This window comes from Erythrobacter sp. (assembly GCF_030066995.1).
Taxonomy (GTDB): Bacteria; Pseudomonadota; Alphaproteobacteria; order Sphingomonadales; family Sphingomonadaceae; genus Erythrobacter.
This window is the reverse complement of the sequence record NZ_JASJAP010000006.1, coordinates 212209-239111: the sequence shown is the minus strand read 5'-3', so window position 1 is coordinate 239111 and position 26903 is coordinate 212209. Positions and strand designations below refer to the sequence as shown.

The 26903-nt window shown below is 63.3% G+C and carries 31 protein-coding genes and 1 riboswitch; of the genes, 17 read left to right on the top strand and 14 right to left on the bottom strand.

What is annotated here, in order from left to right; translation table 11 throughout:
- Positions 1-81: 81 nt before the first annotated feature.
- Positions 82-672: a thiamine biosynthesis protein ThiC gene (locus QNI87_RS14850; RefSeq protein ID WP_300597942.1), complete on the top strand. Its 591-nt coding sequence runs from the start codon at positions 82-84 to the stop codon at positions 670-672.
- Positions 673-865: 193 nt separating this feature from the next.
- On the opposite strand, the gene QNI87_RS14845 is transcribed toward QNI87_RS14850, so the two are convergent.
- The gene (locus tag QNI87_RS14845; protein WP_300597940.1) at positions 866-1453 is read right to left on the bottom strand and encodes a hypothetical protein; all 588 of its coding nucleotides are present in this window, start codon (positions 1451-1453) and stop codon (positions 866-868) included.
- Between the two features lie 285 nt (positions 1454-1738).
- On the opposite strand from QNI87_RS14845, the gene QNI87_RS14840 reads away from it, so the two are divergent.
- Positions 1739-2365, top strand: a complete 627-nt coding sequence (locus QNI87_RS14840; protein ID WP_300597938.1) for a TetR/AcrR family transcriptional regulator — start codon at positions 1739-1741, stop codon at positions 2363-2365.
- A 16-nt stretch (positions 2366-2381) separates the two neighbouring features.
- On the opposite strand, the gene QNI87_RS14835 is transcribed toward QNI87_RS14840, so the two are convergent.
- Both QNI87_RS14835 and QNI87_RS14830 read right to left on the bottom strand, forming a co-directional pair.
- On the bottom strand, positions 2382-2987 hold the full coding sequence (locus tag QNI87_RS14835; RefSeq protein ID WP_300597936.1) for a CPBP family intramembrane glutamic endopeptidase: 606 nt from the start codon (positions 2985-2987) through the stop codon (positions 2382-2384).
- A 62-nt stretch (positions 2988-3049) separates the two neighbouring features.
- Positions 3050-4168, bottom strand: a complete 1119-nt coding sequence (locus tag QNI87_RS14830) for a nitronate monooxygenase (protein WP_300597934.1) — start codon at positions 4166-4168, stop codon at positions 3050-3052.
- Between the two features lie 80 nt (positions 4169-4248).
- A riboswitch (TPP riboswitch) is annotated at positions 4249-4358 on the top strand.
- Positions 4359-4459: 101 nt separating this feature from the next.
- Here QNI87_RS14830 and thiC point away from each other — a divergent pair.
- The 8 genes from thiC to QNI87_RS14790 all read left to right on the top strand — a co-directional run bounded on the left by thiC (position 4460) and on the right by QNI87_RS14790 (position 10195).
- Positions 4460-6349: a phosphomethylpyrimidine synthase ThiC gene (thiC, locus tag QNI87_RS14825; protein WP_300597932.1), complete on the top strand. Its 1890-nt coding sequence runs from the start codon at positions 4460-4462 to the stop codon at positions 6347-6349.
- Positions 6346-6996: a DUF2199 domain-containing protein gene (locus tag QNI87_RS14820; protein ID WP_300597930.1), complete on the top strand. Its 651-nt coding sequence runs from the start codon at positions 6346-6348 to the stop codon at positions 6994-6996. Before thiC ends, QNI87_RS14820 begins: the two co-directional genes overlap by 4 nt.
- A 5-nt stretch (positions 6997-7001) precedes the next feature.
- Entirely contained in the window at positions 7002-7487 is a 486-nt protein-coding gene (locus tag QNI87_RS14815; RefSeq protein ID WP_300597928.1) for an anthrone oxygenase family protein, read from the top strand.
- On the top strand, positions 7484-8044 hold the full coding sequence (locus QNI87_RS14810; RefSeq protein ID WP_300597926.1) for a hypothetical protein: 561 nt from the start codon (positions 7484-7486) through the stop codon (positions 8042-8044). Before QNI87_RS14815 ends, QNI87_RS14810 begins: the two co-directional genes overlap by 4 nt.
- A 165-nt stretch (positions 8045-8209) precedes the next feature.
- The gene (locus tag QNI87_RS14805; RefSeq protein ID WP_300597924.1) at positions 8210-8437 is read left to right on the top strand and encodes an AbrB/MazE/SpoVT family DNA-binding domain-containing protein; all 228 of its coding nucleotides are present in this window, start codon (positions 8210-8212) and stop codon (positions 8435-8437) included.
- 128 nt (positions 8438-8565) lie between these two features.
- The gene (locus QNI87_RS14800) at positions 8566-8964 is read left to right on the top strand and encodes a type II toxin-antitoxin system death-on-curing family toxin (protein WP_300597922.1); all 399 of its coding nucleotides are present in this window, start codon (positions 8566-8568) and stop codon (positions 8962-8964) included.
- A 39-nt stretch (positions 8965-9003) separates the two neighbouring features.
- Positions 9004-9627: a hypothetical protein gene (locus QNI87_RS14795; protein WP_300597920.1), complete on the top strand. Its 624-nt coding sequence runs from the start codon at positions 9004-9006 to the stop codon at positions 9625-9627.
- Between the two features lie 217 nt (positions 9628-9844).
- A complete protein-coding gene (locus QNI87_RS14790) occupies positions 9845-10195 on the top strand; it encodes an HPF/RaiA family ribosome-associated protein (protein WP_300597918.1) in 351 nt (116 codons plus the stop codon).
- A 102-nt stretch (positions 10196-10297) separates the two neighbouring features.
- Here the strand turns inward: QNI87_RS14790 and QNI87_RS14785 are convergent, their stop codons facing one another.
- Both QNI87_RS14785 and QNI87_RS14780 read right to left on the bottom strand, forming a co-directional pair.
- Complete coding sequence (locus QNI87_RS14785) at positions 10298-11641, bottom strand: hypothetical protein (protein WP_300597916.1); 1344 nt, start codon at positions 11639-11641, stop codon at positions 10298-10300.
- A gap of 56 nt (positions 11642-11697) precedes the next feature.
- Positions 11698-12987, bottom strand: coding sequence for an FAD-binding domain-containing protein (locus QNI87_RS14780; RefSeq protein WP_300597914.1), 1290 nt, complete (start codon positions 12985-12987; stop codon positions 11698-11700).
- 192 nt (positions 12988-13179) lie between these two features.
- On the opposite strand from QNI87_RS14780, the gene QNI87_RS14775 reads away from it, so the two are divergent.
- The 4 genes from QNI87_RS14775 (at position 13180) to QNI87_RS14760 (ending at position 15981) form a co-directional block, all read left to right on the top strand.
- Entirely contained in the window at positions 13180-13746 is a 567-nt protein-coding gene (locus tag QNI87_RS14775; RefSeq protein WP_300597912.1) for a fasciclin domain-containing protein, read from the top strand.
- Positions 13747-13821: 75 nt separating this feature from the next.
- A complete protein-coding gene (locus QNI87_RS14770) occupies positions 13822-14268 on the top strand; it encodes a hypothetical protein (protein WP_300597911.1) in 447 nt (148 codons plus the stop codon).
- 231 nt (positions 14269-14499) lie between these two features.
- Positions 14500-15585 (top strand): PAS domain-containing protein, encoded by a 1086-nt coding sequence (locus tag QNI87_RS14765; protein WP_300597909.1) that lies wholly within the window; start codon positions 14500-14502, stop codon positions 15583-15585.
- A gap of 6 nt (positions 15586-15591) precedes the next feature.
- On the top strand, positions 15592-15981 hold the full coding sequence (locus tag QNI87_RS14760; protein ID WP_300597907.1) for a response regulator: 390 nt from the start codon (positions 15592-15594) through the stop codon (positions 15979-15981).
- Positions 15982-16029: 48 nt separating this feature from the next.
- Here QNI87_RS14760 and QNI87_RS14755 read toward each other — a convergent pair whose 3' ends face one another.
- Positions 16030-17463: a S41 family peptidase gene (locus QNI87_RS14755; RefSeq protein ID WP_300597905.1), complete on the bottom strand. Its 1434-nt coding sequence runs from the start codon at positions 17461-17463 to the stop codon at positions 16030-16032.
- A 243-nt stretch (positions 17464-17706) separates the two neighbouring features.
- On the opposite strand from QNI87_RS14755, the gene QNI87_RS14750 reads away from it, so the two are divergent.
- Entirely contained in the window at positions 17707-18303 is a 597-nt protein-coding gene (locus QNI87_RS14750; RefSeq protein WP_300597903.1) for a YbhB/YbcL family Raf kinase inhibitor-like protein, read from the top strand.
- 28 nt (positions 18304-18331) lie between these two features.
- Positions 18332-18574 carry an SWIB/MDM2 domain-containing protein gene (locus QNI87_RS14745; protein WP_300597901.1) on the top strand — a complete coding sequence of 81 codons (243 nt, stop codon included), beginning with the start codon at positions 18332-18334 and terminating at the stop codon, positions 18572-18574.
- A 29-nt stretch (positions 18575-18603) separates the two neighbouring features.
- Here QNI87_RS14745 and QNI87_RS14740 read toward each other — a convergent pair whose 3' ends face one another.
- Both QNI87_RS14740 and QNI87_RS14735 read right to left on the bottom strand, forming a co-directional pair.
- The gene (locus QNI87_RS14740; RefSeq protein ID WP_300597899.1) at positions 18604-18849 is read right to left on the bottom strand and encodes a DUF3253 domain-containing protein; all 246 of its coding nucleotides are present in this window, start codon (positions 18847-18849) and stop codon (positions 18604-18606) included.
- Complete coding sequence (locus QNI87_RS14735; RefSeq protein ID WP_300597897.1) at positions 18846-19322, bottom strand: cupin domain-containing protein; 477 nt, start codon at positions 19320-19322, stop codon at positions 18846-18848. Before QNI87_RS14735 ends, QNI87_RS14740 begins: the two co-directional genes overlap by 4 nt.
- 46 nt (positions 19323-19368) lie before the next feature.
- Between QNI87_RS14735 and QNI87_RS14730 the strand changes: the two genes are divergently transcribed.
- Positions 19369-20718: a dipeptidase gene (locus tag QNI87_RS14730; protein ID WP_300597895.1), complete on the top strand. Its 1350-nt coding sequence runs from the start codon at positions 19369-19371 to the stop codon at positions 20716-20718.
- Positions 20719-20722: 4 nt separating this feature from the next.
- On the opposite strand, the gene QNI87_RS14725 is transcribed toward QNI87_RS14730, so the two are convergent.
- From QNI87_RS14725 to QNI87_RS14700, 6 genes are all read right to left on the bottom strand, one after another.
- Positions 20723-20875: a hypothetical protein gene (locus QNI87_RS14725; protein ID WP_300597893.1), complete on the bottom strand. Its 153-nt coding sequence runs from the start codon at positions 20873-20875 to the stop codon at positions 20723-20725.
- A gap of 59 nt (positions 20876-20934) precedes the next feature.
- A complete protein-coding gene (gene dapD / locus QNI87_RS14720; protein WP_300597891.1) occupies positions 20935-21771 on the bottom strand; it encodes a 2,3,4,5-tetrahydropyridine-2,6-dicarboxylate N-succinyltransferase in 837 nt (278 codons plus the stop codon).
- Positions 21772-21899: 128 nt separating this feature from the next.
- Positions 21900-22970, bottom strand: coding sequence for a phosphotransferase family protein (locus QNI87_RS14715; RefSeq protein WP_300597889.1), 1071 nt, complete (start codon positions 22968-22970; stop codon positions 21900-21902).
- Between the two features lie 153 nt (positions 22971-23123).
- Complete coding sequence (locus QNI87_RS14710) at positions 23124-24461, bottom strand: acyl-CoA dehydrogenase family protein (RefSeq protein WP_300597887.1); 1338 nt, start codon at positions 24459-24461, stop codon at positions 23124-23126.
- A 95-nt stretch (positions 24462-24556) separates the two neighbouring features.
- The gene (locus tag QNI87_RS14705; RefSeq protein WP_300597884.1) at positions 24557-26005 is read right to left on the bottom strand and encodes an MFS transporter; all 1449 of its coding nucleotides are present in this window, start codon (positions 26003-26005) and stop codon (positions 24557-24559) included.
- A complete protein-coding gene (locus tag QNI87_RS14700) occupies positions 26005-26898 on the bottom strand; it encodes an SDR family oxidoreductase (protein ID WP_300597883.1) in 894 nt (297 codons plus the stop codon). The genes QNI87_RS14705 and QNI87_RS14700 overlap by 1 nt, the downstream gene beginning before the upstream one ends.
- Positions 26899-26903: the final 5 nt, after the last annotated feature.

The window sequence follows — 26903 nt, the reverse complement described above, 5'->3', positions numbered from 1 at the left end:
CAATCAGCGCGCCGCGCACAGTAACCTTTCGCGTCCGATGCGCGTATAGCGAGGAATCACAAAGCAAACGGGGGCACGAAGATGGATTTCACCTACGCACGCACAACCGGCATCGTAGCCGCTTTGTTGCTTGTCGCGGCGGTCACGCAGGCGGTCTACACCGCGCTTTATCTGGCCGAGATGGACGTGCCGCGCCAATTGCTGTGGGGTGGCGAGGGATTGCTGTTCGCGCTGATGGCCGCCTTTGCCGGTTCGGCGCTGGCGCAGGCTAAAGGGCTCCATCTGGCGTGGTCGGCGATCGCGGCGGCTGCGGTCTTGAATGTCGTGCAGGTGGGCGTTGGCCTCACCCTTTTCGGGCCGTTTCGCGAGGTCGCGCAGGCCATTCCCGAGGCGGCGCCGACGGCGGGTGCGATCGTCGCGTTCTCCTTCATGGTCTACAACGCGGCGAAAGCGCTTCTGGCGCTTGCACTGATCGTCGTGGGCCTGTCCCGCGGCAAGGTTCTGGGCGCTGTGAGCGCGCTGGTCGGCGTGTTCGCGTTCGTGACCAACACGGCCTCGATGGCGGCGGGACGCGGCGTGTTCGGAGAGCTTCCTCTGGCTGGCGGTTCGGGCGTGCTGGCCACCGTGCTGCTGGCGGTCGGCCTGTTCGCGCTGCCGGGTGAAGATCGCTAGGTTCGCCCACACATAGAGAGGGGCGCCGCAGCGCCGAGCCGCGACGCCCCTATCGAAGGCCGGATCAATCGAAGGCCGGATCAATCGAGGGCCGGATCATTCCGGGGAAGGATCAATCGGGGGAGCGATCAATCCGGGGCGGGATGAATCGGGGGAAGGATCAATCGAAGGCGATCCTTGGCCCCTTTTGCTATCAATCCTTGCGCCTGGGGGCGCGCTTCTTGTTGGCCGTGGGGACCGTGGTTCCATTCTGGCTCATGCTGGAGCGGCGGGCGGGGCGGTTCGCACGCTCGCGCCTGGGGGCGCGCAGTTCGCTCGCGGTCGGAACGGTGGTTCCGTTTTGCTCAAGCTTGCGGCGGGCCGGACGGCTGCGGCCTTCACGCACCGGCGCTCTGAGCTCGCTCGCGGTCGGAACCGTGGTACCGTTCTGCTCAAGCTTGCGGTTCGACCGGCGTTCCGAGCGCGGGGCGCGCAATTCGCTCGCGGTGGGGACGGTGGTACCGTTCTGCTCGAGCTTGCGGTTCGACCGGCGTTCCGAGCGCGGGGCGCGCAATTCGCCGGCGGTGGGCACGGTCGTTCCATTCTGCTCTAGCTTGCGGCGGGCCGGACGGCTGCGGCCTTCGCGCACCGGCGCTCTTACCTCGCTCGCGGTGGGAACCGTGGTTCCGTTCTGGCTCGTCTTTTCGCGCTTCGGCGTCGGCTCCGCGGCAGCGGGTGCGACCGCCAGAGCAAGGGAAACGATAGAGGCGCTCGCCACCAGGTTCAGTGCAGTCTTCAACATAGCAATTCTCCTTCAATCGGTACGGCCGTTCGCATGCGCGATAAGACGGCCATGGCTTGGGTGCGCTGACGACAATCGGCCGGCTTGGCCTGACCGGTTCGCCAGGGTCGACGCGTCGGAGAGAATCGTCGCGATGAACTGAAAACATTGAAAAATCACGATTACCCTCCCTGACTGTGTGTCGATGGCGCTTCCACTACGCCAAAATAGATCAATAGTCTAGATTAAAACTCTAGAAAATGATTCTAGAGTGACAAGCTGGTAAAACCCCGGCAGAGACAGGGCATGGTGCAAACACGAAGCGAAGCGACGCGTGACAAGGTTCTGCAAGCGGCGGAGAGCCTGGTGATCGAGCACGGTCACGAGGCGATGGCCATGCAGGAGCTTGTGAAGCGTTCGGGCGTGTCGAACGGCTCGATCTTCCACCACTTCGGCTCGAAGGACGGTGTCCTGCGCGTGATCTTTGCACGCGAGCGCCGACGCTATCTTGGCCATGTGGCACAGTGCATTCTCGGGCACGATGGCGATCCGTGCGACGCCATGGGAGAAGGCGCGCGCGGCGCGGTGGAGTTTCAGGCGCGCGACCCGCACCGTCACTTTCGCTTGGTCGAACAGTTCTCGAATTCGCAGTGGCTGATGATCGAAGAGGGCGGCTGGAACGACTTGGCCGCCGAGATCGAACGCCCGGTGATGGAGTGGGCGGTTCCGCATCTTGCATCCGGGCGGCTGCCCATGCTTCAGCCGCACACGATCCAGTCCATGATGCTGGGCCCGGCCGAGCTTGTGTGCAGTCAGTGGCGCCGGGGGAGGATAACCGGACCGCTTATCGATCAGGCGCCCATCGTCGCCCGGTTCGTCGCCCAGGGCTTGCGGCAGATTTGCGCGCTTTACGCGCCCGCGCGCACCGCGTGACCGGCGCGCAGGCAGGCTAGGCCGCGCGCGTCTCGCCCACCGCGCGCCGCAATCGGCGCTGCCCCCACACCGTGAGCGCAATCGAACCGGCGATCACACCGACGCGGATGATGTTGCCAAGCTGCCCGCCCAGCGCGTTCTCTCCAAGTGCAAACAGCGTCCAGGCGCTGTTGAGCCCAACATGCAGCCAGATCGCGGGCCACAGGTTGAAGTCCCATTTCCAGTAGATCCAGCCGAACCAGAAGCTGCCAATCGCCGTCAGCGCGGCTATGCTCAGGCTCTCGACCAGGCCTTCGCCCTGATAGACGTGGAACGCGCCAAAGAAGAGCGAGGGCACAAACGCGGCGATCCAGAACGACCATCGGAAGTGGACCATCAGGACGCCAATCGCGCGAAAGGCAAGAAGGATCGCGGCAAGATCGATCGTGTTGAGGAGCACCGCGCTGGCGTAAGGCACAGCGCGCAAAGCGTCCCGCACTCCAAGGCTTTCGAGCACATCGGCGCTGGTGGCGTTGACGGCCATGGCGAGCAGCACAGCGGCCAACCCGAAAAGTCCGCGACGCGCTTTGTCTACAATTGTAATCACCAGCAGGTTCTGCAAAAGCCATCGGTCGATTGTCAAGAGGGCCTTCCAGCTGCGGTTCGCGGGCCTCTCGCGGTTCGACAGCGCTGCCTTGCGTCTCTTTATTCGAGCGCGCCAGCGAGCGTTTCGAACCCTTCGGCAAATTCGCGCTTGAAATCCTGCACTACGCCGCCGGCGCTGCGCACTTCGGTCACCAGGCCAACGCCTTGCCCAACGAAATAGGAGCACAGTTCGCGCGCCTTGGGATTGCCGTTGACCGCTGCCTTGTCGATGGCGCGCAGGACGGGTTCGGACAGCAGCATCATCAGCGGCATGGGGAGTGCGGGTAGACCCGCCTCCTCCCACGAAGCGTGCCAGCCCGAACGCAATTGGCGCGAATACTTGCCGGTGCGATGCCTGGATCGGATCGTGTCGCGGCTGGAGGCGGCGATCATCTTTTCGCGAAACACCTCGTGCGTTTCGGCCTCGGCGGTCGCCAGCCACACGCTGCCGCACCATGCTCCGGCTGCGCCCATCGCCATCATGCCGGCCATCTGCTTGCCGTTCATGATCCCGCCTGCCGCCAGCACCGGGATATCCGCGCCCGCCGCTTCGATGGCGGCCAGAACTTCGGGCACGAGGACTATCGTCGACACCTCGCCGCAATGCCCGCCGCCTTCGCCGCCTTGTGCGATGATCAGGTCGACCCCGGCCCCGACCTGCTTTACCGCGTGCTCCTTCGCCCCGACCAGCGCGGCGACCGGTATGCCGTGCTTCTTGCCCGCCGCGATCATCTGAGGCGGCGCGGTGCCCAGCGCGTTCGCGATGAGGCGCACGGGGTGATTGAAGCTGACTTCGAGCAGTTCCTGGCCGAGCGAGGTGTTGGGCCGCTGCGATCCGCTGATCGGTCCGGTCCCCTCGGCGCTTACGCCGGCCTCTTCAAGAATCCGGGTTGTCATGTCGCGGTATTGCGCGGGGATCGCGGCGGCGATCTCGTCGGCGGTGACCGAGTGATCGACCGCTTGGACTTCGGGGATGAGAACGTCGATGCCATAAGGCTTTCCGTCCACGTGATCGTCGATCCATTGCAGCTCGGTCTCGAGCTGTTCGGGCGTGAAGCTGACCGCTCCCAGAACGCCGAACCCGCCCGCGCGGCTGACCGCAGCGACCACGTCGCGGCAATGCGAAAACGCGAAGAGCGGGAAATCGCATCCCACCATTTCTGTCATCTGGAACGGCACGGCTCTCTCCCGATTTGCGCTTGGCCTGGCGGTGTCTTGCGGCTTTCTCTGGATTTGTTTGTGTCGCTGGTTTAGGCCTGTGTCCATCCCCGGGGAGCCAGCTGATGGCTGAGAGGGGCAGGTAGCGCTGCTCGACCCGTTGAACCTGAACCGATTAGCATCGGCGGAGGGAGTGGGCGGCCACTTGGTTCCATCGATTGCTGATTGCTGATCTCCTGCGCACGCAGGAGTCCAGTCCCATGGGTTCCTGCTTTCGCAGGAACGCACGAAAAGCGCACGGAGAGCAGAGATATGGCCGACATCAATTCCCCCCTTGAATCGGGTGGCGTCGAAATCGGGGTCACCACCGGACCCATTCGCGGCAGCCGCAAGGTCCATGTCGGCGCGCGCACCGGAAGCGGCGTGCAGGTGGCGATGCGCGAGATCGATCTGGAAGGCGGGGAGCCCAGCGTTCGGGTCTACGACACGTCCGGTCCCTACACCGACCCGGACGTCGCGATCGACATCAACGCCGGCCTCGCCCCGCACCGCGCCGACTGGATCAAGGCGCGCGGCGATGTCGAGGACTACGAGGCGCGCGAAGTCAAACCCGAAGATAACGGCCAACTCGGCCCTGATCGCTCGGGCGGCGTCCCGACCTTCCCCAATGTCGTCAAACGCCCGCTGCGTGCCAAATCGGGCATGAACGTGACGCAAATGCACTATGCGCGCCAGGGCATCATCACGCCCGAGATGGAATATGTCGCCGAGCGCGAGAATCTCGGTCGCGAAATCGCCGCCGATCTGGTGCGCGACGGGCAGGATTGGGGCGCGGCGATCCCAGATGTGATCACGCCCGAATTTGTGCGCGATGAGGTCGCTCGGGGCCGCGCGATCATCCCCTCCAACATCAACCACCCTGAATCGGAGCCGATGGCGATCGGGCGCAACTTTCTGGTCAAGATCAACGCCAATATCGGCAACTCGGCCGTCGCCTCGGACGTCGCGCAAGAGGTCGACAAGATGGTCTGGGCGACGCGCTGGGGCGCGGACACGATCATGGACTTGTCGACCGGGCGCAACATCCACGACACGCGCGAATGGATTATCCGCAATTCCGCCGTACCAGTGGGCACTGTGCCGATCTATCAGGCGCTCGAGAAAGTCGGCGGTATCGCCGAAGAGCTGACGTGGGAGATCTTCCGCGACACGCTGATCGAACAGGCCGAGCAAGGCGTCGACTATTTCACGATCCACGCCGGCGTGCGCCTGCCCTACGTCCCGCTCGCGGCCAAGCGCGTGACCGGGATCGTGTCGCGCGGCGGCTCGATCATGGCGAAATGGTGCCTCGCGCACCACAAGGAGAGCTTCCTCTACGAGCATTTCGACGAGATCACCGAGATCTGCGCCGCCTATGACATCGCCTATTCGCTGGGCGATGGCCTGCGCCCCGGCTCGATCGCGGATGCCAATGACGAAGCGCAGTTCGCCGAGCTCTACACTCTGGGCGAGCTGACCAAGCGCGCCTGGGCGCAGGATGTGCAGGTGATGATCGAAGGCCCCGGCCACGTGCCGATGCACAAGATCAAGGAGAACATGGACAAGCAATTGGAAGCCTGCGGCGAGGCGCCTTTTTATACGTTAGGCCCGCTCGTGACCGACATCGCGCCGGGCTATGACCACATCACATCCGGCATCGGCGCGGCGCAGATCGGTTGGTACGGCACCGCGATGCTCTGCTACGTCACACCCAAGGAGCACCTTGGCCTGCCCGACCGCGACGATGTGAAAGTGGGCGTGGTGACCTACAAACTCGCCGCCCACGCCGCCGACCTCGCCAAGGGCCACCCGGCAGCGAAAGTGCGCGACGATGCTCTGTCAAAAGCGCGCTTCGAATTCCGCTGGCGCGACCAGTTCAACCTCAGCCTCGATCCCGACACAGCCGAGCAATATCACGACCAGACGCTCCCGGCCGAAGGCGCGAAGACAGCGCATTTCTGCTCGATGTGCGGGCCCAAATTCTGCTCGATGAAGATCAGCCAGGAAGTGCGCGACTTCGCCGCCAAGCAGAACGCGGGGCCGGAGAGTTTCCTGGCCGCTGGCGGAACGGCTGAGGAGGCCGAAGCTGGGATGGAAGAGATGAGCCGGGTGTATAAGGAGAAGGGCGAGCGGCTTTATTTGCCGGAGGACGCGGCAGAGTGATCCTGCGAAGGCTTTTTGGGAAAGGTGAATCCCCGGTCGAGCCGGAGCCTTCTGCTTCGCCTGAAGAGCCGACGCCACAAAGAGCCGAAACCGCCATCTGGGAGATGCTCCAGCAAGAGTGGCTTTGTGCAAACGGTCATACGATGGAGGGCAAGCCGATGGATTTGTGCGCCCATGCGCCGGACCCCTTTCCCCAAGATCGTGAGTACGAAGCTAATTCTGCCGTACGGTTTGATGGGGATTTTCTCTCCGAAGACTTTTGCATTCTCAATGATGGCGAGAAAACGAACTATTTTATTCGCGCGGTTATGGAATTCTCGATCCTGGGCACTCATGAAACCTGGGGCTTCGGGTGCTGGACGACCCTTAGTCGGGAAAACTTCGACAAATACATAGATGGGTTTGATGCAGGGGTTTATCCAGATGAAGAACCTTGGTTCGGTTGGTTATGCAATCGCCTCTTGCCTATCTTTGAAGGGCCAGACCCGTTGCCGCTGGCGGTCTGGCCAAGACCCGACCGCCAGCGCCCAATCTTGTGCGTGCGCGATGAGGGCCACCCGCTGAGAGCTTTCCAAATACAGGGCTTGCCTCCAAGCGTCTTGCTAGAAATCTTGCAGACGCACGGACTTGGGCCCAAGGTGAACTGAGCGTGATGAACTTGACGGTCGCCATCCTCATCTGGTTCTCCATGGTCTCGGCCGGGATCATGGCGGGCGTCTATTTCACCTTCTCGGTGTTCGTAATGCGCTCGCTGGCGGAGCTGGGTGACGAAGCGGGCGCGCGGGCGATGCAGTCGATCAACGAGATCATCCAGCGCAGCCTGCTCCTGCCGCTCTTCTTTGCCAGCACGCTCGCTTGCGCGGCGCTTGTTGCGCTCGGCGCGATGGGGCTTGCCGGGCCTCAAGCCTGGCTGCTGATCGCGGGCGGGGCAACCTATGTGATCGGCATGTTTGTTGTCACCGTGATCGGCAACGTGCCACTTAACAACCGGCTCGACGCGGTGGACGCGGCCAGCGCCGAGGGCGCGGCCATGTGGCGCGAATATCTCGCCCGCTGGACCCCGCTAAACCACGTCCGCACCGCCGCCTGCACGCTCGCCATGGGCCTGTTCATCGCCGCGCTGCAAGCGGGGGCATGAGCCGCGAGGGCCTGAGCGAGGGCCTGAGCGAGGGGCTGCGAACGATGCTCGGCGCCTTTGACGGGCGTGCGATGAGCCTTCTGGGCGAAGCCGAGGCGGCGTTTGGTGGCGAGCCGGGCTATGTCGATACATTGGTGGCGCTGGTGCCTGGTTCTCAAACCTGCGAGGCCGGGCCGTTTGTGGGAAGCGGCGCGACATGGCTGCTCAAGAGCTTCCTCGAAAAGGGCGGCGCGCTGTCGGCGGAGCAGACCGGGGCGCTGATCTCCGCGCTGCCGCAAAAGGCCGACGGCGCGCACTGGTCGACCGCGCTGCATCTGTGCCAATCGATCCGTTATCTGGACCTGACCGTCACACAAGGCTCGAGCATAAGGGGCTGGCTAAAGCCGCTGTTGACCCACAATCGCCCTTTCGTGCGAGCCTGGTCCCTCGACGCGCTGGCGCATCTTGCGAAGCGCCATGAGGAGCATCGCGCGGATTTTGCCGAGTCGTTGCGCATTGCGGGCGAAGATCCGGCGGCTTCGGTGCGGGCGAGGGCGCGAAAGCTCGGCTTGGGGTAAAGGGGTGGCGAGTGGGGCTGAACGAATCGGGCTGCGCGCGCGCCTGGAATGTCTGACTGCACTGCGAAACGCAGCAGCAGGGCGTCTCCCGGCTATCCTGAAACAAATCCGGGATGACGGTATCGAGTGATTGCCGGAAGCCTCGAAGCGCGTTATAACACCTGTATGAACAAGCCGCTCAAGATCACAAGAATCGGCAATTCCGCCGGAATCATCCTGCCCAAGGAGGTGCTCGCCCGCTTGCGCGTTGGGCCGGGGGATGAGCTTTACGTTTCCGAGGCGCCCGATGGCATTCGGTTGACCGCGACCGATCCCTCGTTCGCCGAGAAGATGGAAGTGGCGGAAAAGATCATGCGCGAGGATCGCGATATCCTGCGCGAACTCGCCAAGTGATCAGCCTCCTTCCTCCCCTCCCCGTGGGGAGGGGATCGAGGGGTGGGGGCTCGACGGTCGTGGGTCAGCGCTGCCTTGCTGAAGCCGTGCACCCACCCCGAACCCCTCCCTCAAGGGAGGGGAGTTAAGTGGTCAAGAATCCTATCCGCCTCGAACCCGTCTGGCTTGACGCCAAGCTTGCTATCGCGATCCACGATCGCCAACTCGCCGAGCATGGCGGGCCAAGCGGTGTGCGAGATCAGGGAGGGCTGGAAAGCGCGCTCTCTCGACCGCAGAACAAATGGGTATATGGTGAGGATGATCTGTGCGCGCTCGCGGCAGCATATGCCTTTGGTCTGGCGCGTAACCACCCTTTCGCGGATGGGAATAAGCGCACGGCATGGGTGCTGGCACGCGCTTTCTTGGCGCTCAACGCGATTGAACTGGAGTTCGAGCCGCTTGATGCGTTGCGGATGGTGCAGACCCTCGCCGCGGGCGAACTCTCTGAAGACGAGCTTGCCGACTGGTTTCGCCAGCGGCTCGCCTGACCCTTTCCTACACCGCCAAAATCTGCCTTACCCTGGCGGATGCCTCATCCTCCCGCGCGTTCGCCTCTCGTTCTCCCTCCCGCCGACGTTCCCGCAAGAGCGCATCGCCACGATGGCTGGACGCCCGAGCGGCAGGCCACCTTTCTGCGCGAACTGGCGGGCTCGCATTGCGTCGCGCGCGCGGCCAAGGCGGCGGGCATGTCGCGCCAGTCGGCCTATCGCCTGCGCGCGCGGCTGAAAGGCGAGCCGTTCGATCTCGCCTGGACCGCGGCCTTCGCCTGCCGCTTCGACGCGCTGGCCGAGGCGGCGATGGAGCGCGCGCTCAACGGCGTTGAGGTTCCGCATTTTCACGGCGGCGAACTCGTCCACACCTCGCGCAAGTTTGACGAACGGCTCACCATCGCGCTGTTGATGATGCAGGATCGCTTCGGCCCGCCGCGAGTGGCCTCGCATCACCCGGCCGCCGCCTATGGCTCGGCGGATTTCGGCGCGCTGCTCGATCGCGTGGAGCGCGGGCCCGACACGTGGGACGAGGAAACGCGCGCCGAACTCGAGAGCTTCTACACCGAGGATGAGGAGCCCGACGAAAGCGATGAGGTCGGCTACGATACGGGCGAGGATGCGGGCGATTGCTCAGGTGAGGACGCCTATGAGACCGAATGAAGTTGGACAAGTGTCGCCTTTGCGATTCGGACGTAAGTCGATGTTTCACAACGCAATGTTGGGCAATCCGCCGGGTGACACACTGTCACCTTTGTCACCCTACCGCCGCTGGCCTTCGCGCAGATACGGGTTGCGCCGCGTTCAGCGAGCGCCCACATTGGAACCGATAACAAAGGTAAAACGCGGTAACGCGCAAAGCACCAAAGGAGAGCGCTTCATGAGCATGCAGTTCCAGTTCAATTCCGACAGCTCCGTCATGGGCACCGAAAACGTGGCGGAACGGATCGAGGCGGCTGTTCGGCAGAAGCTGGCACGGTTCGAGGATCGCCTGACGCGGCTTGAGGTGCACGTCTCGGATGAGAACGGGGGCAAGGGAGGGGCCGATGACAAGGCCTGCATGATCGAAGCGCGACCGCGCGGAGGCAAGCCTCTGGGTGTGACCGCGCACGCGGCCAAGGTGGACGACGCGGCGCGCAAGGCCGCGAACACGCTGGCTGAGCGGCTGGAGCGGCATTTTGGCAAGGGCGACAAGCACCGCCACGAACCGCGCCCCGACAAGGTGATGTGAGCCGTGATGTGAGCCGCTATGCGGCGTCTGGGCGGGCGCGCGGCGGCGCGGGGCCGCGGCTCGCGGCGGCGGGGATTGGCGCTGATCAGGCGTCCTTGCTTGTCAGACGTCCTTGTCGCCAAACACGCGGGCGCGCAGGCTGCGGCCCGAGGGGGCGGGCTCCTCGCACAACGTTGGCGCCGCTTCGTGCCGAGCTTTGCGCCCGGTGTCCGAAGCGGTTTGGAGCGCTTGATGGTGGTCGGGATGGTGTTCGGATTGGTGCTCGGGTGGGTGTTCGGATTGGTGTTCGGGGAGTGGCGCGGGCGGATTGGCGGCGGCTTCGGCGCGGCCCTCGGCCAGCGCGGCTTCAAGCTCGGCAAGGCAGCTGACCTCGGTGTCCTCGTCGATGCTGGCGCTGTCGGTCTTGGCCTTGGCCTTGGGGGTGCGTTGGCACAGCACATTGGCCTCGCGCGCGTAGTCGTCCGCGATGAACGCGCAGGCGTCGTGGCGAAGCGGGACCAGCTCGTAGACGGGCACCGGGCCGCCCAACGCGTCGCCCGGCCCGGTGGCAGCGTCGTTCGGATCGGCCTGGTGCCGGCGAACGGTCCAGATCTCGCCGCTCTCCTCCCCGCTCTCTTCCCCGCTGTCTTGCGCCCTGGATGGGGCCGGGCTGAAGGTGTCGCCATCACCGATCGAGCCCACATCGCGGCTCGCGGCGAAAGCGCAAAAGGCCAGAACGCTCTGGTAAGCGGCGGCCCAGGGAAGCGCGGTCGGTCTGACCGTGACCTCGTGGCCAAGCCAATGGCGCGCGCCGAAGGTCCGCAGGCCAATCTCGGCGCCGCTTTCGAAGGAGCCGGGGTCCGGCTCGTCCGCTCCGTTAGCGTAAAGCACGGGGTGGATGGCGAGCGGACCGGGGAAACCTTCACGAGCCTGCTCTTCGAAGGTTTCGGGATCGAACAGCTGGTCGGACTGGGCCCAGTGAATGGCGCTCGGCGTCACGCAATCCGTCGCGACCCGAGCCATGAGCGCGAGCGTTTCCAGTCGGCTCACAAACGCCGCAGCGCCGGCCTCCGATTGCGCGGGGTCGAGCGTTGCGAACGTCGAGGCCATGCGCGCTTCTTCCCCGACCGCAGCAAAGGCGCCGTGCGCAACCTCCAGCGCGATGTGGCTGCGCGCGAACTCTATGCGCGCTTTCATGTCGGGAACGCGAAGAGTGGTGACGGGCGAAGCGAGAGCGTTGGCGAAAAGCTGAGGGCTCGCAGGGCTCTCAACGTATTCGAAGGTGAGGATAAGGTCTTCGCCGCCGCCCACAAGCCGCGCAAAGGCGCCGGGGCGATGCTCCGATACGTTGAAGGTGGCGCCGGACTTCATCTCGACGATCCGGGCGAAATCGCGTGTCACCGCGTCAAGCCCTTCGAAACGGGCGTCCAGCAGCAGCGCGGCCTGGATCCGGTTGGGAAATTTCATGGGAACGCCCCGGTCTTACGCTGAATAGGGGCTAACTCGCATTGGTAAGGATGGAGTTAATTTGCCTCACCGAGTGTCTCGGGAGGGTTCTGGATGGCGGTGTCCGATGGCGGCCCGGTGATCGCCAGTTCGCGCAAGGTTTTCTCGATCTGCTTCTTCACTCCAAAGAAGCCCGCCTTTGCATGAGGCCAGGTCGCGCGGCTGAGATCGCCAAGAATGACGTGGGCGCGATGGCTGTCGATCAGCGGGGCAAGCTCGGGCATCAGGGCCTCGCGGGTCCAGCCTGTGGGCAGATAGGGAAACACGACCCGGTCAAGCCCCGCACCCGCCAAGATGGTCGCAAGGTTTCGATCTTCCTCCCAGACCGCGCTCGTTGCGCCGAACGCCAGGGCCGCTTCGGCGACCCCCGATGCAACGGCCTCGTCTGCGAAGCGTAACGCCTTCGCCCCGATCGCGCCGGGTGAGCGAGATTGCGGGCGCGCGGCGGCGATGACAAGCGCGGGCGGATGCGGCAGGTCGAGCGGGACGTGGCTCGCCGCCTCGTCGTGCAGGATCAGCGCATAGGGCTTTGCCAGGTCGTCGGGCGAGACCGGCTGAGGCAGGTCGAGGCGGATGCGGGTGTGTTCCACCGCTTCTTCGAGTGCGGGCGCATCGTCGGCAAGGCCTTGCGCGGCGAGCGGTCCGTCCGGGTGGTCAGCGGTGTAGCGCGCAATGTTGTCGGGCCGGGCGAGATAGGTCTTGCCCTTCGTGTGCAGTCCCGCGACCCAGCGCCAGCTCAAGGTGTTGGATGCCGCGTCGGCGTCGAGAAGGTTGCGCAGGAAAAAGTCGGCGCCCAATTCCCATTCGAGCCGCAGCGTGAAGATCCAGATGCTGGCAAACCACATTCGAGCGTGGTTGTGGAGGTAGCCTGTCTCAACCAGTTCGCGCGCCCAATGGTCGAAGGCCTCGATACCCGTGCGGCCTTCAATGGCTTCCTGATAGGCGGTGCGAACGCCCGCGTTGCCTTCCATTCGAGCGAGCGCGGCGTCGCGGGTTTCGACGTAGCTTCGCCAGACGCTCGGGCGCTGTTCAAGATACCCTTTGAAGTAGACCCGCCAGAAGACCTCTGCGATGAATTTTTCCGCGGCGCTCGGGCTGTGTTGTCCAAGGACTGCGCCTATCACTTCAGTCTCGCTCAACAGCCCCGCGTGCAGCCAGGGGGAAAGCTGGGAAACATTGGACCGCGCCCCGCCCGCTTTGGGTGTGCCGTTATCGTGGTTTCGACTGTTCGCGTAGGCGCGACCGGCGCGCGGCAGAAAATCCGAAAGGCGCTCAAGGCCGGCGGAGCGAGTGGGGGTAAAAACCATGGCGTATCAATGGCAAGAGCCTTCGCAGGTTCCCGCTCGGCTCGCCGTGTCTAAGGGGCGCGCCATCTTCTCGCCACTTTTCTTCGCCGACCGGAACAACCATTTGCTGTCTTCATTCGTACTTGTGCGTGGTGGAGTCAAAATCGTGGCTCGATCTCGTTCAGTCCAATTCTGCAAATTCAAGGATCCCCTATGAAGACGCTCAAGTTCACTCTGGCTTCGGCCATCGCCCTTTCGCTCGCCGCGTGCGGCGCCGAAACGACCGAGGAAACCGCCGCCGACGAAACCGCCGTTGCGGAAGAAGCGACCGCCGCCGGTACGGTTGTCGAAGTCGCGCAGGGCGACGACACTTTCTCGACGCTGGTGGCTGCCATCACCGCCGCTGGCCTTGGCACCACGCTGAGCGAGGAAGGCCCTTTCACGGTGTTCGCTCCGACCAATGACGCCTTCGGCAAGCTGCCCGAAGGCACGGTTGAGCAATTGACCACCGAAGACGTCGAAACGCTCACCGCGATCCTGCAGTACCACGTTGTCGCCGGTTCGGTGAACGCCGCGACGCTGACCGAAGCCATCACCGCTGCCGGTGAAGACGGTTACACGGTTGAGACCGTTGGCGGCGGCACGCTGAGCGCGGCCATCGTTGACGGTTCGGTCGTCTTGACCGACGCGGCCGGCAACACCTCGACCGTGACGGCGACGGACGTCGAAGCCTCGAACGGCCTGATCCATGTCATCGACACGGTTCTGATGCCTTCGTAAGCTTGTTTGAAAGCAACGTTGAAGACACGCAAGGCGGGCTCCTCAGGGGCCCGCCTTTTGCGTAGGACGAGAGCCATGCCCGACCCGATTCGCCCGGCTTTGATCGTGTCACTGTTCGCATCCGCTGCCGCTTGTGGCCCGACCGACGGTATCGACGATGATGGCGCGATCTATGATGGCGTTGCGCCAGGCGCGGAGATCAGGGTCACAGGGACCGAGCCCTTTTTCGCCTTTGCGATCGAGCCGGGTGAGGGCTCAGACTTCGCCGTCCGGTACACGAATCCCGAAACTCCCGATGGCATCGAATTCATCGCGGGCCGCTTTGCCGGGAACAACGGAATAAGCTTTTCCGGGGAGTTGGAAGGCAAGGCGGTGCAGATCGCCATTACGCCGGGCGAATGCAGCGATGGGATGAGCGATCGGGTTTATCCTTTCACGGCGACCGTGGCGTTCGGCGAAGAAACGCTTCTGGGTTGCGCCTACACAAGCGAGGCTCCCTTTGCCGGTCCGCAATCACCTTGAGAGTGCGCATTTTGCATTCGTGTGATGCGTGGCTTGCGCTTGCCAAAGCTGGCTGAGCGGGGGATACTGATCGTCGAGAAAGAGCGAGAACCGCGCTGCAATGGAAGGGATCACCATGGCGCTGCGTGCGGCCTTTGGGCCGCCTTTCACGTGTGTTGAGCGAGACCTCGACGGGTTTATCCGTGTGAGCGCACTCGCTCATGCGGGCTCAAAACCTCATAGGCGCGGCGTGTGAACACCGACGACGAACGCCCCATTAGCCGGACCGGCCAGGCCAATATGCGCTTTGACGATGCGCCCGACCGGTTTCGCTCCGGGCACTCGGGCGATCGGTTCTCGGGCGCCTCGGGCGTCTTGTTCGAGCAGGCGATGGCGCAAACCCGGATGGCGATCTGTCTGTGCGATCCCAACCAGGACGATATGCCGATTGTCTTCGCCAATCGTGCGTTTCGCCGATTGACGGGATATTCCGAAGAAGAGACCGTCGGGCGAAATTGCCGGTTCCTGCAAGGGCCAAAGACCGATCCCGAACCCGTGGCCCGCATTCGCGAGGCGATCGCCAACGAAGACGTCGTGGTCGTAGAGCTTCTGAACTACCGAAAGAACGGCACCACCTTCTGGAACGCGCTGCACCTTGGTCCGATCTACAACGATGATGGCGAGCTTGTGTATTTCTTCGGCAGCCAGTGGGACGTTTCCGACGTGCGCGCGGCCCGCGCGGAGGAGCGCCACGCCAAGGAAATGGCGCGCGAGCTTTCGCACCGGATGAAGAACATGTTCGCGGTCATTTCTGGCATCGTGAACGTTACCGGGCGGGTGCGGGGCATTCAGGGTGAGGCGGCTGAGATCAACGCGCGCATTCAGGCGCTGGGCCGCGCATACGAGACGACGCTCGATGACGCCTCTTCGGGCAGCATCGATATCGGGGAAGCGATCCGCGCGGTGCTGTTGCCCTATGATCGCGACGCGGAGCGGCTCGTGCTGACCGGAAACGGTGTCCGCATGCCTTTCACCATTATCTCCATTGTCGGTCTGATCCTCCACGAGCTCGCAGCCAACGCGACGAAGCACGGCGCGTGGTCAAGCGATGAGGGGCGCGTGAGCGTGGACTGGCGTCCGAGCGAGGATGGCTCTGCCTTGGCCATCACCTGGCGGGAAAAAGGCGGGCCACATGTCGACGCCAGCGCGATCAATCCGGGTACGGGAACCGCGATCGTCGATCGCCTGCTGGCAACCGGACGGGGCACAATTGAACGCGAATGGTCGAAGGACGGGCTCGCAGCGACAATCACCGTTCCCGCGCGGAAGAGCGGCTAGGCGAAGATGGCTCACACGATCCTTCTGCTCGAAGACGAACCGTTGATCCTGATGGATCTGGAATACGCGGCAGAGGATCTTGGCTGCCACGTCTTGCCGGCGTCGACCACGCAGGAAGCGCTGGACCTGATCGCGGCGTATCGTGACGCTTTGACGGTCGCCGTGCTCGACGTGTCGCTTGGCGAGCGCACGACGTGCTTTGCCGTGGCACAGGAGCTTGAGCGGCTTGAAACGCCGTTTATCCTGCATTCTGGTGATCTTGACCGGCACGACGAGAGGATCCGCGAACTTGGCGCTGAGCTTGTGGCCAAGCCCGCGCCAGCGGACAGGGTGATCGCCACCGCTATCGCTTACGCTCAGGGTGATGACCCTCGCCAGTCTCGTTTGCCAGGCTAGAAGCGGCCGCGCGCCGAGGACGCCGCGCCCAAGCGCCGGACCGAGCGATTAGAACAGGCCGCTAATATGGTGCTGGACCGCGTTGGGGCGTTCCGGCTGCAGCGCCACCTGACGGCCTGTGGCCTGCTGCGCTTCGACACCCGCTTCGGCTGTCGCAATCGCGTTGCACGGTCGGCCTGCAAGAAAGTCGAGCGCGACCGCGATCGAGGCCTCATCAACATCCCCCAGCGGATTGGAGATATCGTCGAAAGCGCTGCACGTGTTGGGGATAACGCTGGCAAGGCCTGAATAATACTCCCCGCTACCTTGCGAGTTGTTCGTCTGAATGGTCGTGGCGCGGATGCGCAGATCGAACTCTGCAAGGTCGAAGCCGTCCTGTCCGACCGGCTTGCCGAACGTGTTCTCGCCGATCAGCGCGATATTCGCCGGATCGATGTAGGGGATCATCGAATTGATCACGAGTTCGCTGGCCGAAGCGGTGGCGTTGCGTCCGATGAAGGCGATCTTCGTCGGAGCGATTGCGGCGCTTTCGTTTTCGAACAGTTCGGTCTGGTTCAGATCGGATTTCGAGTCTCGGTACACCGTTTCGCTCCAGACCTGTCCCACGCGCCCTGCTCCCAGAAGGTCGCCGAACGTGTCCGCGACGCTGATCAGGCCGCCGCCATTGTAGCGCAGGTCAATGATCAACTCCGTGATGCCTGCGCTCTGGAACGTGGCAAAAGCCTGGCGAAGCTGGTTGGCGGCGTCGGAAACGATAAACGTTCGCAGGTTGAGGTAGCCCACAAGCTTGCCACCATCGTTCAGGGTCAGCGCGCCGTATCGATCGGAAATCGGGTCCAGCGAGAAGACGCTCTTGGTCACATTTGCCGTGATGACCGCCCCATTCGCCTGCGCGAAACGCAGAGTTCGCGTCACGCCGGCGTCGCTGGGGCCCAAGGCGTTGACCACCGCCTGCGGGCCGCCGGACGCCATCAGAGCGGACACCAGCTGTTCGGCCTGCCCGGGGGTGGTGATCCCGAGCAGCTCCGCGCCGCGATCGAGGCCTGCTCCCAACGCGTTGCCATTCTCGAAAGCCTCCAGAATGAACACCCGGTTATTGAACGTGTCATAGCCAAGGCGAATGCCGAACCCGGCGCTCGCTCCGGAATTGATCAACGCGTTTTCCTCTTCGATCGAGGTCGCGAAAGTGAAGAAACGGTCAATGTCCTGCGCCCGCGCCGGCGCGACGCGGGCGTTCAAATACTCCTGCACGTCGTTGAAGTCGGCGGTGTCGATGCTGTTGTCGAGCAGGTTCGGGAACAGGTACCATTCGTCGAGCACGTCTTCGGCGAAAGCGAGTTGTTCGTCGATAGCGCTGACCGTCGGCGTCGGCGTCGGCGTTGGCGACGAAGTCGCAGGGGGCGGTGGGCTGCTCGAACCTCCGCTGCACGAAGCAAGACACAGGACAAGAACCGAGCAAAGCGCGGCGCGACGAAAGGCCATGAAAGGATGAACTCCGGGAAAAACTCTACCCAAATGATTTGCAACAAAGCGGTCCACGATGCAACGCAGGGCTGCGAGTTTTAGAATATGGGCAAGTTTGTGACTGCCTGAATTAACGAGAAGGGCCGTTTTGGTCGCAATTTTTGCGCTTTTTCCTCAGGAAAACGACCAGAAGCGGCGCGCGCGCCTCGTCCTTCCAGCCTGTTCCTCCTAAATTCGCCACCTTATGAAACGATTCACACCATGAGCACACTTCCCGACTGGCTTGGCTCCGTTCTACCGGAACCCGCGCGGCATCCTGGCCTTGCCATCGCCACTTTGGGCGATGAACGGAGCTTTGCGCGTGGTGAATTCAAGCTTACGAGCCCCGCCTTCGAGGCCGGGGAGGAGCTTGATCCGTGCTTCACGGCGAAGGAGGAGGACGCGGTTGCGCCGCCGTTGGAGTGGACCGCGCCGCCGCCGGGCAGTCAGGAGCTTGTGGTGATTGTCGAAGACGCCACTGACCCTTCTTCGGACCCGCGAGCCCATTGGCTGATCTGGGGCCTTGCCGGGCAGCGTGGCAAGCTGCTCGAAGGTGAGGTTCCCCCGCGCGCCGGCAAGAACGCGCAAGGCAATTCCGAATGGCTTTTGCCCGACCCACCAGAGGGTGAGACACGGCATTACGTTTTCCAGATCTTCGCGACCGAGTTGCCCCTGACCTTGATGCCGGGAGCGAGCCGCGAGGATCTCATGACCTCCATCAAGGGGTTCGTCACCGCCTGCGCGGTCCTGTACGCACCGTTCACCGGAGTGCCGCCAGCGGACGAGGGTTTCGAATTCGATGATGATGACATCGATTAAACGGCCATAACCATAAGGGAGAAAAACTATGGCAAACGCACTGCAAAAACCGGTGCAGCTTTCGAGTGAACTTGAAGCGGTTGTGGGCAAGGGCCCGATGCCGCGCACGGAGGTGACCTCGAAGGTGTGGGCTTACATCAAGGCCAACGACCTGCAAAAGCCCACCGACAAGCGCACGATTGTGCCCGACGCCAAGCTTGGCGCCGTCATCGGCAACGATGAAATCAACATGATGAAGATGACGGGCAAGATCTCGAAGCATCTCACCTAAACTCGCGCGAGAGCGTGAAGGAGCGATGGTCAGCGGCGCGCAATTCGATAGGCACCGCGCCGCTGATCAAGCTCTTTTCCCTTCCACGATAGCTGAACGTGACCAGAGGCGTGGAGGGCGTCCACGGCCTTGTGCACGTCGTTCATTGCGTCGCGCCAGTTGCCCGACCGCCCAGCCAGCGCGCGAGCCGCTTCGCTTGGGCAGATCGTCTTTGCCGTCCCCCTCTGGTTGAGCAGCTCAAGAACAGCGCGCTGGGCGCTTTGCGCGTCAGTCATGGCGTTGGCCCGGCGTGGCCGCTCCCCGGCTCCCAATCCGGCTCAGCGAGAGTGAAACCGGCGAAGTCGAAGCCGGGCACAACCACGCAGGTAACGAGGCTGTAGCCGTGCGCGCCTTCGCCTTCCGCTAGAGCTTCGGCCGCCTGCCAGGCGAGCGTCGGCACAAAGCCTTGCAGCGCCTCACCGCTGGCTGTGTCGGGGCCCAGCAGGGTCGCTTCGACAGGCCCATCGTCGCGCATTGCGACGCGCAGGGTGAGGGGATCGCCGCCTTGCCAGACCCACATCTCTTCAGCATCGACTGTGTGCCAGTGCGAACGCTCGCCAGCCTTGAGTAGGAACAGGATCGCCGTCCCGCCCGCGCGTCCGTCTCCGCGATCCGGCCCGCGCCAGGTCTCGCGAAACCAGCCGCCTTCAGGGTGCGCAGACAAGTTCAATTGCTCGACGAGAAGCGCTGCGGTATCGCTCGATGACAAGACGTTTCGCTCCGTTCAAAGCTTCGCCATATCGGGACCTTGCCATATGATGCAACACGCCGTGCCTCGCCGCATCAGCCGCTCACTTTGGCTGGCCGCGTTCGCCTCGTTCGCACTGAGTGCGCCTCTTTGTGCACAGGATACGCCCGAACCTGATCTGGCCGAACAACTGGGCATCGAAGGCCCCGCGCCCGACCCCGCGATGCAGGCCGCACTGGCTGCGCTGGACGTGGCCCCGGTCTTTGACGGCCATAACGACATGCCGCTTCAGCTGCGTATCCGACTGGACAACACGATCAACGCGTTCGATTTCAACGATACGACCGAGGGCAAGGTGCCCGACCCGCGCGGTCGACCGATGCACTCCGACCTTACCCGGCTTCGCAAGGGCCGGGTCGGCGCGCAATTCTGGGCGGTATACGTGCCCGCGACGCTGCCAGAGCCGGAGGCGGTGAAGATGACGATCGAACAGATCGACGTCACCAAGCGGTTGATCGCGCGCTACCCCGACGACCTGGCCTATGTCGAGACAGCCGAGGGGGTCGAGGCCGCGATGGCGGAAGGCCGTATTGCGAGCGTGCTTGCGCTTGAGGGCGGCCACTCGATCGGTTCGGACCTCGGGGTGCTGCGACAGATGTATGCGCTGGGCGTGCGCTACATGACGTTGACGCACATGCTCAACGTGCCCTGGGCGGACAGCGCTACTGACGACCCCGTTCACGGTGGCTTGTCCGACTTTGGCAAGGACGTGGTGCGCGAGATGAACCGGATGGGGATGATCGTCGATCTCAGCCATGTAAGCGAAGAGACGATGATCGATGCGCTGGAGATTGCCCGCGCGCCGGTGATCTTCAGCCATTCGGGGGCGAAAGCGGTCAACGGCCACGCGCGCAACGTGCCCGATAGCGTGCTTGAGCGCCTCGCCGCCAATGGCGGAATTGTGATGGTGGTCGCACTGCCAGGCTATCTCAACGAAGAGCGCCGCCAGTGGCATTCGCGCTGGCAGGCGGAAAACGCGCGCCTGGCCGCGCTTAATCAGGGGCGCCCGGATCTGGTCGAGGTGGGCATGGAGCAATGGGTGGCGGCCAACCCCGAGCCAGAGACGATGGTGTCGCACATGGCGGACCACATCGATCACATTCGCGCGGTCGCAGGCGTCGAAGCGGTGGGCATCGGCGGAGACTTCGACGGCATGCCCTCAGGCCCGGTGGGCTTCGAGGACGTGAGCGGATACCCTGCGCTGTTCGCAGAGCTCGTGCGCCGCGGCTATTCGCAGGCCGAGCTTGAAATGATCGCCAGTCGCAACGTTATCCGCGTGATGCGCGCGGTAGAAGACCATGCGGCCACCCAGCGCGGCGCCGCGCCGATTGAAACGCGCATTCGGGAAGCGGAATAGGCGGTCAGCCCCACAAGGCCGGGATGATCCAGGCCGCGCTCATGGCGAGGATAGCGATTAGCAGACCAATGGCGAGCACGCGCCGAACGACGCCGGGCGTGCTTGCGGCGCGCGCGTCGTCGTCTTCGATGTGAATAGCCTTGTCTTGGTCTGTCATCAGCTGCCCCCGTGCCGTGTTCCGTACTGTTTCAACGGATTCGGCAACCGAAACGTTCCTTAATCGCGCAGAAGCTCGTTGATGCCCGTCTTCGAGCGGGTCTGCGCGTCGACCGTCTTGACGATGACGGCGCAGTAAAGCGAGGGACCGGGAGAGCCGTCGGGAAGCGGCTTGCCCGGCAGGGTGCCGGGCACGACCACCGCGTAAGGTGGCACTTCGCCCCGGTGGATTTCCCCGGTTGCGCGGTCGATGATCTTGGTCGAAGCGCCCAGATAGACGCCCATCGAGAGCACAGCGCCTTCGCCCACGCGCACGCCCTCGGCCACTTCGCTGCGGGCGCCGATAAAGGCGTTGTCGCCGATTATGACCGGTTCCGCCTGAAGCGGCTCAAGCACCCCGCCAATGCCAGCTCCGCCGGAGATGTGGACGCCCGAACCGATTTGCGCGCAGCTGCCGACGGTCGCCCAGGTGTCGATCATCGTGCCTTCACCGACATAGGCACCGATGTTCACGAAGCTCGGCATAAGAACCGCGCCTTTACCGATAAAGCTGCCTCGGCGCACGATCGCGCCCGGCACGGCGCGAAATCCCGCCTCGCGAAAGCGGTTATCGCCCCAGCCAGCGAATTTGAGCGGCACCTTGTCAAACGCCGGCTCCCCACCCGAAGCGGCGTCCATCACCCGATTGTCCTGGAGCCGGAAGGAAAGGAGCACCGCCTTCTTGAGCCATTGGTTGACCTTCCACCCGCCGTCTGCGTCCGGTTCGGCGACCCGCGCTTCTCCGCTATCGAGCAGAGCAAGAGCGTCGCTGACCGCGTGGCGCAGATCGCCGTTGGGGACCAGGTCCGAGCGGTTTTCCCAGGCGGCTTCGATTTGGGAGATGAGAGTGTCGGTCATAAGCGCTCCGGCGGGAGCCCCATGCGTTCAGGCGGAGGCGGGGCTCGTTAAGTCTGTGGGCGCTGCTAGCGCCGCGAGAGCGAAGCGGCAAGCGTGCGCTCATCCTGGCGGAGGTCGATCGCCAGATCTCAGGCAGGCATCCCCGCGGCGAGAGCGAACTGATGCGCGCGATCCACCAGCGGCGCGACACGCTCGCTCATCTGTTTGGCGTGCGCCGAGGATGCGGTGCCGTCGATCACGCGCTTCTTGATGCCCTGCATAATGCCGGCAAGCCGAAACAGATTATAAGCGAAATACCAATCCATCGGCGGGACCGGATAACCGGTGCGCTCGACATAGCGGCGGGTCGCTTGCTCGACCGTGGGGATGCCCAGCGCTTCGAGGTCGAGCCCCAGCAACCCCGCGCGTCCGTCGGCGGGCTGATACCAGTTGAGCATCAGATAGCTGAAGTCCGCAATGGGATCGCCCAGCGTCGAAAGCTCCCAGTCGAGCACGGCGATGATGCGCGGCTCGTCATGCGCAAAGATCACATTGTCGAGCCGGTAATCGCCATGGACGACGGAACTTTCGTGCTGCGGCGGAACGGTTTCGGGCAGCCATTCGATCAGCCGCTCCATGTGCGGCATGTGCTCGGTTTCAGAAAGCTTGTATTGCTTTGACCATCGCGCGATCTGGCGCGCGCAATAGTCGGTTGGCTTGCCGTAATCGCCAAGGCCGATTTCGTCGGGCTTGTTGAGGTGCAAATCCGCCATCGTATCGATCAGCGAATGGTAGATTGCGCGGCGCTCTTCGGGTTCGAGGCCGGGCAGCGATCCGTTCCACAAAGATCGGCCATCGGCCATGCTCATAACGAAGAACTTGGACCCGATGACGTCCGGGTCTTCGCACAGACCATAGGTGCGGGGGACGGGAAAGCCGGTCGGGTAGAGACCTGTCATAGCCGCGTATTCGCGGTCGACCGCATGCGCGCTGGGCAGTAGCTTGCCGAAGGGCTGGCGGCGCAGCACGTAATTCGTGGAAGGGGTCTCGATCTTGTAGGTCGGGTTCGACTGACCGCCCTTGAACTTGGTGTAGCTGATCGGGCCCTTAAAGCCCTCGACGTTGGCCTCGAACCACACGGTGAGCGCCTCAAGATCAAGCTTGTCCTTGTCGGTCACTTCGACGGTGCCGACCATTTCCTTGTCGAAATCGATTTCCATTGTCGCACTTGGCTCCCACCCCTCGCGCTTGCGGGAGGGGCAGCGAGACTTGGGCTTGCCCCGCAAGTCCTGGTCGCAGCGGGGTGGGCCTCCCTTCCGGTCGGCCCATGCCCACCCCCGCCCCCTCCCGCAGACGGGAGGGGTGAGGTTTTCCTATCGGGCGACGCCCATGTCGCCCGAACTCACGCCGCCATCGTTGGCGGGTGCGCCGACACCTCCGTTGCGAAGAGCGTTGGCGGTCGGACCTTCCTGCGGGGCGTGCTTGCTGATCTCCATGCGGGCGATCGAGCGGGCGTGCACCTCGTCCGGGCCATCGGCGAGGCGCAGCGTGCGCTGATGGGCGTAGGCGCTGGCGAGGCCATAGTCTTCCGAAACGCCGCCACCGCCATGGGCCTGGATCGCGTCGTCAATGATCTTGAGCGCCATAGTGGGCGCCTGCACCTTGATCATCGCGATTTCCTGCTTGGCGGCCTTGTTGCCGACCTTGTCCATCATGTCGGCGGCTTTCAAGCAAAGAAGACGCGTCATGTCGATATCGATCCGCGCGCGGGCAATCCGCTCTTCCCAGACCGAATGCTTGTAGATCGGCTTGCCGAACGCCTCGCGCTCTTGCAGGCGGCGACACATCTTGGCGAGCGCCTCTTCGGCCGCGCCAATCGTGCGCATGCAGTGATGGATTCGGCCAGGCCCAAGGCGCCCTTGGGCGATCTCGAAACCGCGGCCCTCGCCCAGCAGCATGTTGGTAACGGGGACACGGACATCCTTCATCTCGACTTCCATGTGGCCGTGCGGCGCGTCGTCATAGCCGAACACGGGCAGGTGACGGATCACGTTCACGCCCGGCGTGTCGATCGGCATCAGCACCATCGATTGTTGCGCGTGGCGCTTGGCCTCGAAGTCGGTCTTGCCCATCACGATCGCGATTTTGCAGCGCGGATCGCCAAGGCCCGACGACCACCATTTGCGCCCGTTGATGACGTATTCGTCGCCATCGCGCTCAATGCGGGTTTCGATATTGGTCGCGTCCGACGAGGCGGTGTAGGGCTCGGTCATGAGGAAGGCGGAGCGGATCTCGCCGTTCATCAGAGGGCGCAGCCACTCTTCCTTCTGCTCGCGCGTGCCGTAGCGGTGGAACACTTCCATATTGCCGGTGTCGGGTGCGGAGCAGTTGAAGACTTCCGATGCCCAGCCAATGCGGCCCATCTCCTCAGCGCACAGCGCGTATTCGAGGTTGGTAAGGCCCGGGCCTTCAAATTCGAATGTGTCGTCGACGTGATGATGACTCTCGTTGCGCGGCGGCATAAAGAGATTCCAGATGCCCGCTTCCTTGGCGAGCTTCTTCTTGTCTTCGATGATCTGGATCACCTTCCAGCGGTCGCCCTCGGCGTCCTGCGCCTTGTAGACGTCCATGTTGGGGCGGATTTCCTTCTCGATGAAATCGCGCACGCGCCCTGCCCAGTAGGCCTGGCGTTCTGTGGGTTCGAAATCCATGGCGGGTCCTCTCTCGTCCGTTCTGATTTGCTACTGAGTCTTGATGGCAGAGCCTTCGCCTTGCGCCAAGCTCTCTTTTGGCGTCCGTCTGGAGCCTATGTCGCGCTTCGAACCGGCTTTGCCGCGAGGCGCTGGAGGCGCTCCTGGTGCTCTTCTCTCGTTATCGGGAAGCGCCCAAGCCAGAAGCCGGCGAACAGCATCAGAGCAACCGTGGCGGCGAGGTAATAGATCATCAAATCGGTGATGATCGGCTGTGGCACCAGATTAGGGTCGGCCCCGTCGGGAAAATCGATCACGCTGAGCAGTTGACCGCTTAGGAAGATTCCAAGACCCGTTGCGCATTTCTGGACCAGCCAATTGCCCGAGTAGAAAGCGCCTTCCGCGCGCCGTCCTGTGCGCTCCAGATAGGCCTCGACAATTTCGGCGACCATGGAGGTGGCCGAGATCAGCACAACGATACCCATCGTGTTGCCAACGATAAGCAGCCCCAAAAGCGTCAGCGCCGATTGGCTTGTGTCGAGCTCCGGCCAGAGTCCCGCCATGAACAGCGCGTACGGGATGATGGTCATTATGGTGGTGCCGACTGCGCATAGGGCGGCGCTTCCCGGTTTACCGAACCGCGCGTGGAGCGGGCCAACCACCAGAAACATCAGTATCGCCGAAAGGGCCAGCGCAAGCGGATAGATGCTCAACCCCGTTATCCCTTCCGGCAGGAAGGGAATCGGCGCGGTATCGAGCCGCCAGACAAACAGAATGAGATAATTGTTGAGCGAAAAGGTCAGGCCCTGGCTGATATACGCAGCCAGCCCTCCTGTAGCGAAGATCAGAAACGCCTTTTCGCTAAACGCTTCGAATATCTCCTTGAACGAGCTGATCACGGAGAACGGGGCGGGTCTTTGCTTGGGCAGTTTCGCCACCAGCTTGTGCTGCCCCATGGCCGATCCCATGACCGAGACAACCATCAGCACACCGCCAAAGAGAGCAAAACCGAAATAGCCGTCGCGATTGAGCACGCCGTTCTCGCCCGCGAGAAAGACCGTGTAGGCCATGGTGAGCGTGATAACGCCGCCCATCCAGCCTAGGATATAACGGAACCGGAACAGCGTCGTGCGCTCATCGTAATCGGTCGTAAGTTCGGGCACGAGGCTGGTCGATGGCACTTCGCACGCCGAGAGCAGGATGCGCACCGTTGCAGCGACGGCCACAAGGTTCCAGAACTGTGGTACGCCTTCAGCGGGCGGCGACCACAAGACCAGCCAGGCGAGCGCGAGCGGGATCGGTGCGGTGTACAACCACGGCAGACGCTGCCCCCAGCGCGTATAGGTCCGGTCGGTCAGGTTGCCGATGATCGGATCGACCACAGCGTCGATCAGCAGAGCCACCAGCAAAGCAAGGCTGACCAGCGAGGCGTCCATGCCCAGCACCTGATTGTAGTAAATCAGCAGAAACGCGGTGAGGCTGATCTCCTTCACGCCAAAGGCGACAGCGCCAAAGCCGTGAATGAATTTGAGGCGCAGCGGAAGCTTGCTGTTTTGAGTGGTCATCAGGTGTTGGCCGCTTCCGCTCCGGCTGCTGCGGCCGCCTTCACTTGCTCCTCCATCGCCAGCAGCGCGGCCATCGGGCTTTCCGCTTCTTCGTCCCAGCAGTGGCGCGGGCCGACGGTCAGCCCGCCATCGACGAGGATCGAGGTGCCGGTGACAAAGCTTGCGGCGTCACTGGCGAGGTAGGCGACGGCCTCGGCGATATCCTTCGGCTGGCCGCCGCGCGCCACGGGCTGCGCGTTGGCGGAACTCTGCGCGATCACCGCCTTGGCCATGGATTTCATCTCTTCCGGGATTTCCAGAGAAGTGGTGAAGATATTGGTGTTGATGAAACCGGGCTGCACGGCGTTCACTCGGATACCGTACTGCGCAAGGTCGGCAGCCGCGCATTTAGTGAGGTGCAACACGCCCGCTTTGCCAACAGCAAAGGCGGTGGGCGAATAGCCGGGGCCAATTGCGGCCACGCTCGACACATTCACGATACTTGCGCCGCCGTTCTGGGTGGAGGGGCGCCCCTTCATATGCGGCACGGCGTAGCGGATGCCGAACGCGACCGAGCGCAGGACAAGGTCCATCGTCATGTCCCATTCGTCCGGCTCGATTTCGTCGATAGGGGCGCGCGCGCCTCCGGCAGCCGCGTTGTTGAAGACCGTATCGATCCCTCCGGTCTCGCTTGCCGCGCTGTCCATCAGCGCCTTGATCGAGGCGGTGTCCGACACATCGCAATGGACAAAGCGCAGATCGCCCTGTCCTTGATCGCAAACCATCTTGCCGCCTTCTTCGTTGATGTCGGCGGCGAAAACGACCGCGCCTTCATGCGCAAACAGCGTGGCGGTGGCGGCTCCGATGCCCGACGCTGCTCCTGTAACAACGACCGTCTTACCCGAGAATCGCATCGGTC

Excerpts from the sequence above, each read along its gene's own strand:
- QNI87_RS14850 (WP_300597942.1), top strand. The coding sequence starts at position 82 with ATGGATTTCACCTACGCACGCACAACCGGCATCGTAGCCGCTTTGTTG.
- QNI87_RS14845 (WP_300597940.1), bottom strand. The coding sequence starts at position 1,453 with ATGTTGAAGACTGCACTGAACCTGGTGGCGAGCGCCTCTATCGTTTCC.
- QNI87_RS14840 (WP_300597938.1), top strand. The coding sequence starts at position 1,739 with ATGGTGCAAACACGAAGCGAAGCGACGCGTGACAAGGTTCTGCAAGCG.
- thiC (WP_300597932.1), top strand. The coding sequence starts at position 4,460 with ATGGCCGACATCAATTCCCCCCTTGAATCGGGTGGCGTCGAAATCGGG.
- QNI87_RS14815 (WP_300597928.1), top strand. The coding sequence starts at position 7,002 with ATGAACTTGACGGTCGCCATCCTCATCTGGTTCTCCATGGTCTCGGCC.
- QNI87_RS14810 (WP_300597926.1), top strand. The coding sequence starts at position 7,484 with ATGAGCCGCGAGGGCCTGAGCGAGGGCCTGAGCGAGGGGCTGCGAACG.
- QNI87_RS14805 (WP_300597924.1), top strand. The coding sequence starts at position 8,210 with ATGAACAAGCCGCTCAAGATCACAAGAATCGGCAATTCCGCCGGAATC.
- QNI87_RS14795 (WP_300597920.1), top strand. The coding sequence starts at position 9,004 with ATGCCTCATCCTCCCGCGCGTTCGCCTCTCGTTCTCCCTCCCGCCGAC.
- QNI87_RS14790 (WP_300597918.1), top strand. The coding sequence starts at position 9,845 with ATGAGCATGCAGTTCCAGTTCAATTCCGACAGCTCCGTCATGGGCACC.
- QNI87_RS14785 (WP_300597916.1), bottom strand. The coding sequence starts at position 11,641 with ATGAAATTTCCCAACCGGATCCAGGCCGCGCTGCTGCTGGACGCCCGT.
- QNI87_RS14780 (WP_300597914.1), bottom strand. The coding sequence starts at position 12,987 with ATGGTTTTTACCCCCACTCGCTCCGCCGGCCTTGAGCGCCTTTCGGAT.
- QNI87_RS14775 (WP_300597912.1), top strand. The coding sequence starts at position 13,180 with ATGAAGACGCTCAAGTTCACTCTGGCTTCGGCCATCGCCCTTTCGCTC.
- QNI87_RS14770 (WP_300597911.1), top strand. The coding sequence starts at position 13,822 with ATGCCCGACCCGATTCGCCCGGCTTTGATCGTGTCACTGTTCGCATCC.
- QNI87_RS14760 (WP_300597907.1), top strand. The coding sequence starts at position 15,592 with ATGGCTCACACGATCCTTCTGCTCGAAGACGAACCGTTGATCCTGATG.
- QNI87_RS14755 (WP_300597905.1), bottom strand. The coding sequence starts at position 17,463 with ATGGCCTTTCGTCGCGCCGCGCTTTGCTCGGTTCTTGTCCTGTGTCTT.
- QNI87_RS14750 (WP_300597903.1), top strand. The coding sequence starts at position 17,707 with ATGAGCACACTTCCCGACTGGCTTGGCTCCGTTCTACCGGAACCCGCG.
- QNI87_RS14745 (WP_300597901.1), top strand. The coding sequence starts at position 18,332 with ATGGCAAACGCACTGCAAAAACCGGTGCAGCTTTCGAGTGAACTTGAA.
- QNI87_RS14740 (WP_300597899.1), bottom strand. The coding sequence starts at position 18,849 with ATGACTGACGCGCAAAGCGCCCAGCGCGCTGTTCTTGAGCTGCTCAAC.
- QNI87_RS14730 (WP_300597895.1), top strand. The coding sequence starts at position 19,369 with ATGATGCAACACGCCGTGCCTCGCCGCATCAGCCGCTCACTTTGGCTG.
- QNI87_RS14725 (WP_300597893.1), bottom strand. The coding sequence starts at position 20,875 with ATGACAGACCAAGACAAGGCTATTCACATCGAAGACGACGACGCGCGC.
- dapD (WP_300597891.1), bottom strand. The coding sequence starts at position 21,771 with ATGACCGACACTCTCATCTCCCAAATCGAAGCCGCCTGGGAAAACCGC.
- QNI87_RS14715 (WP_300597889.1), bottom strand. The coding sequence starts at position 22,970 with ATGGAAATCGATTTCGACAAGGAAATGGTCGGCACCGTCGAAGTGACC.
- QNI87_RS14710 (WP_300597887.1), bottom strand. The coding sequence starts at position 24,461 with ATGGATTTCGAACCCACAGAACGCCAGGCCTACTGGGCAGGGCGCGTG.
- QNI87_RS14705 (WP_300597884.1), bottom strand. The coding sequence starts at position 26,005 with ATGACCACTCAAAACAGCAAGCTTCCGCTGCGCCTCAAATTCATTCAC.
- QNI87_RS14700 (WP_300597883.1), bottom strand. The coding sequence starts at position 26,898 with ATGCGATTCTCGGGTAAGACGGTCGTTGTTACAGGAGCAGCGTCGGGC.